7 protein-coding genes are annotated in these 4,737 nt (G+C 70.7%); 4 read left to right on the forward strand and 3 right to left on the reverse strand.

Features of this window, described 5'->3' with window-relative positions; translation table 11 throughout:
* A partial coding sequence (locus JNL41_RS09010) for an NAD(P)H-hydrate dehydratase (protein ID WP_293474172.1) occupies positions 1-867 on the forward strand: 867 nt, incomplete at its 5' end.
* Positions 868-973: 106 nt separating this feature from the next.
* On the opposite strand, the gene JNL41_RS09015 is transcribed toward JNL41_RS09010, so the two are convergent.
* Both JNL41_RS09015 and JNL41_RS09020 read right to left on the reverse strand, forming a co-directional pair.
* Positions 974-1,804 carry an HAD family hydrolase gene (locus tag JNL41_RS09015; RefSeq protein WP_293474174.1) on the reverse strand — a complete coding sequence of 277 codons (831 nt, stop codon included), beginning with the start codon at positions 1,802-1,804 and terminating at the stop codon, positions 974-976.
* A gap of 222 nt (positions 1,805-2,026) precedes the next feature.
* On the reverse strand, positions 2,027-3,070 hold the full coding sequence (locus JNL41_RS09020; protein ID WP_293474176.1) for a lysylphosphatidylglycerol synthase domain-containing protein: 1,044 nt from the start codon (positions 3,068-3,070) through the stop codon (positions 2,027-2,029).
* Between the two features lie 115 nt (positions 3,071-3,185).
* Here JNL41_RS09020 and JNL41_RS09025 point away from each other — a divergent pair, with 115 nt between their 5' ends.
* Entirely contained in the window at positions 3,186-3,665 is a 480-nt protein-coding gene (locus JNL41_RS09025) for a BON domain-containing protein (protein WP_293474178.1), read from the forward strand.
* Here the strand turns inward: JNL41_RS09025 and JNL41_RS09030 are convergent.
* Positions 3,662-4,081 (reverse strand): hypothetical protein, encoded by a 420-nt coding sequence (locus JNL41_RS09030; protein WP_293474180.1) that lies wholly within the window; start codon positions 4,079-4,081, stop codon positions 3,662-3,664. The genes JNL41_RS09025 and JNL41_RS09030 overlap by 4 nt on opposite strands.
* Before the next feature lie 68 nt (positions 4,082-4,149).
* Between JNL41_RS09030 and JNL41_RS09035 the strand changes: the two genes are divergently transcribed.
* Entirely contained in the window at positions 4,150-4,284 is a 135-nt protein-coding gene (locus JNL41_RS09035; RefSeq protein WP_293474182.1) for a hypothetical protein, read from the forward strand.
* Positions 4,281-4,514 (forward strand): polyhydroxyalkanoic acid system family protein, encoded by a 234-nt coding sequence (locus JNL41_RS09040; protein WP_293474184.1) that lies wholly within the window; start codon positions 4,281-4,283, stop codon positions 4,512-4,514. Before JNL41_RS09035 ends, JNL41_RS09040 begins: the two co-directional genes overlap by 4 nt.
* The last annotated feature ends 223 nt before the right edge of the window (positions 4,515-4,737 follow it).

Consider the following 4,737-nt stretch of genomic DNA (forward strand, 5'->3'; position numbering starts at 1 on the left):
GTCGCCGACATCGGCCTGGGCGAGACGCCGTCGCAGCTCATCGAGAACGGGCCCGAGGCGTGGCTGCCGGGCTTCCCCTGGCCGACGGCGTCGTCGCACAAGCATGCCCGCGGCCGCCTGATCGTCATCTCCGGTGACGCCTGGAGCACGGGCGCCGCGCGTCTCGCTGCCCGCGCCGGACTGCGCATCGGCGCGGGCCTGGTGACGATCTACGCCGACGAGGACGCGCTCGCCGCCAACGCCGCCCACCTCGAGGCGGTGATGCTGAAGCCGTTCGCCACCGACCTGGAGCTGGAGCAGGCCGCCGACATCGCCGACGCCGCCGTGATCGGACCCGCCGCCGGGATCACCGAGACGACGCTGCTGAACGTGCTGGCGCTCGCGCGCACCGGCGCGGCCCTCGTCATCGACGCCGACGCTATCACCGTCTTTCGCGACGATCCGGAGGAGCTGTTCTCGGTGCTCGACCGCGACGACGTCCTGACGCCGCACGCCGGCGAGTTCGAGCGGCTGTTCCCGGGCCTGCTGAAGTCCTCGCCGGAGCGGATCGCCGCCGCGCGCAAGGCGGCCGAGAAGGCCGGGGCCGTCGTCCTGTTGAAGGGGCCCGACACCGTCATCGCCGCGCCGGACGGGCGCGCGGCCGTCAACGTCAACGGCTCGCCCTGGCTCGCCACCGCCGGCTCGGGCGACGTGCTGGCGGGGTTCATCGGGGGGCTGGTCAGCCAGGGCATGGAGAGCTTCGAGGCCGCCTGCGCCGCCGCCTGGATCCATGCTGAGGCGGCCGACCTGCACGGGCCCGGGCTGATCTCCGAGGACCTGCCGGGCCTGACGCCCGCGGTGCTGCGCCGGCTCTACGACGAGCGGTAGGGAAGGCGCCCCGCGCGCAGGCCCCGCCGCGCCCCGAAGGCCCAACTCGCGGGGCAGCAACACAGCGCAGTCGCCGGCGACACGGGGCGGAGCATCGGCCGGAGCCCTATGCGAACAGGTTCGTGGTCACGCCACGCGCCATTTCGCGAAGGATCTCGTCGGCGAGTTCGTCGAGCTTCGAGCCGTCGCGGTAGTCGCCGCCGGCGGCCAGGCGCGAGCGGCCGTCGGCCAGCAGCTTCGCGGCGGCGGCCTCGGTGTACGGTTTCTCGGGATCGTAGACCGCCACCGGGTGGCCGCCGTGGTCGGTCATCACCCGCATCACCGGGATGTCGGTCAGGCCGTCGCCGAAGAAGGCGATGCGGTCGAACGGGACGGGCCGGTCACGCGCGATCTGGACGGCGTTGATCGCGTCGTTGTCCCATTCGTTCAGGGTCCATTTGTTGATGCGGAAGAGGTACTGGGTCTTGCCCGTATAGTTGATGGCCAGCGCCGGCCCGACGGCCTCCTGCCGATCGTTGAAGAGGAAGGCCGAGGCGTAGATCCGCTCGAACTCGTGGGCGATCGGCGATCCCTCGATCAACTCACGGTTGCCGGACGAGATGATGAAATGCCTGAGGTCGAGGCCCAGGGCCTCGGCCCGCGCGTTCTGCCGGGCGAACCAGTCCTCGACCCCGGGGAACAGCCGCAGGTTCGCGCCGCGGCGGCGCCAACTGTCGAGGGTGAGTTCGAGGCCCTTCTCATGGGCCTTGGCCAGCATGAGGTGCATGTACGCCAGGATGCCGTCGCCCCGCTGTTCCTGTGCGAGCCGCGCGGTCTCGGCCCAGAAGTCGGCGTGCTTCATGCCCAGTTCGTCTGGGATGAAGGCGTGTTCCTGCATGTTGCCCGGCGCCAGCGTGCCGTCGAAGTCGTAGGCGAAGACGGCGAGAGGACGGCTCATCCGGCGACCAGTAGCGTGTTTGCGAAGCCCCGATAAGCGCCCGATAAGGGTCGCCCCGGTCCCCGCGACGGGAGGCGGGGGACCGGGGCGTACGGCGGTGGTTGTCGGGGAACAGGGCCGCCGCCGCGTTTTTGTCCGTGTGTGTGGGAGATGCGCGGACAGCGCAGTTACGTGGGCGGATGCGGCCCGGATGCAGCGGATGCATCCAGCAGTAGAATTTTTTCAGGAACGCGCGTTTTTCGGCGGTCGGGTCCGCTCGCGGACCGTGTCGGCGGCGAGGGCGACGCCGGCGATCATCAGCGGGATCAGGAAGAAGAAGAGGCGGTAGCCCAGGAACGCGGCCGCCAGCGCCGCGGGGCTCAGGCCTCTGGTCAGCGCGGAAATCGTGCCTTCGAACACGCCGACCCCGCCGGGCACATGCGAGATGAGCCCCACGATCACCGACGGCGCATAGGCGCCGACGAAGGTGAAGTAGCTGATCGCGCCCGCCGGGATCAGGATCCACAGGATCGCGGCGGCCACCGCGTTGTCGACCGTGCCGATGGCGAGCTGCGCCAGCGCGGTGCGCCACGAAGGCAGCTTCACCGAGTGGCCGAAGAACCGCAGGGGCCGGTGCAGCACGGCGCAGAGCACGATGTAGCCCGTCACGCCGGCCACGAGCATTCCGCCCATCGCGTCGGCGACGGGGTTGGCGATGCGGCTGACCTCCGCGATCTCGCGGCTGCCCGCCAGCAGCAGGCTCACCCCGGCCAGCGTCGAGATCCCCACCGCGAAGGTGAAGCTGTTGAAGAGGGTGGCCGCCGCCACTTCGCGCAGGGTGATCCCGTGCTTGGCGTAGAACCGCGCCCGAACGGCGCCGGCGACGAGCAGGTTGGCGCCCAGGCTGTGCGAGATGGCGCAGGCGATGAAGCCGCCCGCCAGCGCCGATCCGGCCCCGATCCTGGCGCCCGCCCAGCGCAGGCCCATCAGTTCGACGACCCCCATCAACAGGAAGCTCATGGCCGAGAAGCCGATGGCCAGCAGGGTCGAATCCCAGCCCCACGCCCGGATCGCGTTCAGCAGGTCCGCAGGGCTGAGCTCGTGGAACTCGCGCCACAGGATGAACGCGGCGACCGCCAGCAGCAGCACGGCGACGAAGTGCCAGACCGCGCCCGTCAGGAACCGACCGAACCGCGAGCCCTGCGTCTCCGGCAGGGCGGCGGCCAGTTCCTCCTCCACGTCCTGGGGAAGGCGGTCGGCCGGCGTGGCGGGGTCGAGGCTCGGCACAGCTTCGCTCGTCTTCGCGGGAATCGGGCGCGTCCCATCCTTGCGCTCTGGAACCGAAGGGCAAGGCGAAGGTTTCCCGAAGACCTCGAGAACCGGCAGATTCAAGGAGACGGCCATGGCGCGGGAAGACTGGCGTGACCTGGAGGCCGATCGGCTGCGTCGCCTGCGGGACCGGGACGACCGCGACCACGACGACTACGGCCAGGCCGACTACTCCAACCTCTACGGCTACGACCCGGTGAACCGGACCGGCTACCGTGCCCACGACGAGTCGCGCCGTTTCGACGACGAAGGCGGCCCGTACTACGACGGCGCCCGCCGCGACGCCTGGGACCACGAGCCGCGCCGCGCCCGCCGCGACGGGCCTTCGGACGGCGTCCTCTGGGCGGTGATCATGGAGCGGCTGGATCGGGACCGCCGGGTCGACCTGCGCGACGTCCGGGTCGAGGTGCGCGACCGCGAGGTCTTCCTCGACGGCACGGTGCGCCGCAAGGACGACAAGCGCCGGATCGAGGACATCGCCGACATCGACGGCGTGCGCAACGTGCAGAACAATCTGCGCCTGCGCGAACACCGCCGCTGGATGTTCCTCTAGGCTCTGGCCTCGGGCGGACGTTCGAAGCGTCTGCGGAACCGGGCCACCGCGATCGGGGCGAGCGCTGCGGCCAGCCCGCCCATGTCGGCGACCCAGTTGTCGATGAGGGGGCGCACGCGCGCGCCGGTGAGCAGATGGAAGCTTTCCATGGCCGTCGCGAAGACCACGACGCGCAGGGCGACAACGCTGATCCGGGTCCGTGCGGAGGCGGCGAGGCCGAGCAGGCTCAGGACATAGTAGGCTGCGAAGTGCTGCAGGTAGGTCGAACGCACGAAGTCGGGCACGTAGCGGGGAGGCAGGACGACCGCCAGGACGACGGCGGCCGCGGCGGCCAGGAAGCCCGCGCGCGCCAGCACCGCGAGGGGGCCGGTCGTCGGATAGGGGCCCTGGCCAAGGAGGCTGCGGTCGGGTTCCATTCGACCCGAACCTATGGCGCGAACCTCGGCGCGGGAACCCCCGCCACGGGCTTCGTCGTTTGGCAAGGATGAGCAAGCCCGTCGTCGTCTCGATTCCGCATGAACTGGGCCGCGTCGAGGCGCGACGGCGCATCGAGGAGGGTGTCGGCAACTGGGCCGCGTCGAGGCGCGACGGCGCATCGAGGAGGGTGTCGGCCGCCTGACCAGCCATATCGGGGCGGTGGGCGAGCTGAGGCAGCGCTGGGACGGGGACACGATGCGCTTCTCGCTGGACGCCATCGGTCAGACGGTCACCGGAAGCATCGGCGTGGACGAGCGCGACGTGCGCCTGGAGGTGAACCTGCCGGGCATCTTCGCGATGATCGCGGGCAAGGTGAAGGGCCGCCTGCGCGAGGAGGGCCAACTGCTGCTTTCCGGCCCGAAGAAGGGGTGACGCGCCGACGCGCCGGGCGCCGACGTGCTCCGCCATCGCACGCTGCCATGCCAGGGCAACCCGGACCCTCGCTCGGCGTTATGCTGCGGACCGTTTGAGGAGCGCCCAATGCACACCCGCAAGCATGACGAGGACCAGAAGAAGCGTGCCTTCACGCATGGCTCCGGCCAGGCCGCGTCCGACATGGCGTCGGACCCGCAGAAGGCGATCGAGGAGCATCGCC

Origin of the sequence: Phenylobacterium sp., assembly GCF_016793285.1 — a bacterium.
Taxonomy (GTDB): domain Bacteria; phylum Pseudomonadota; class Alphaproteobacteria; order Caulobacterales; family Caulobacteraceae; genus Phenylobacterium.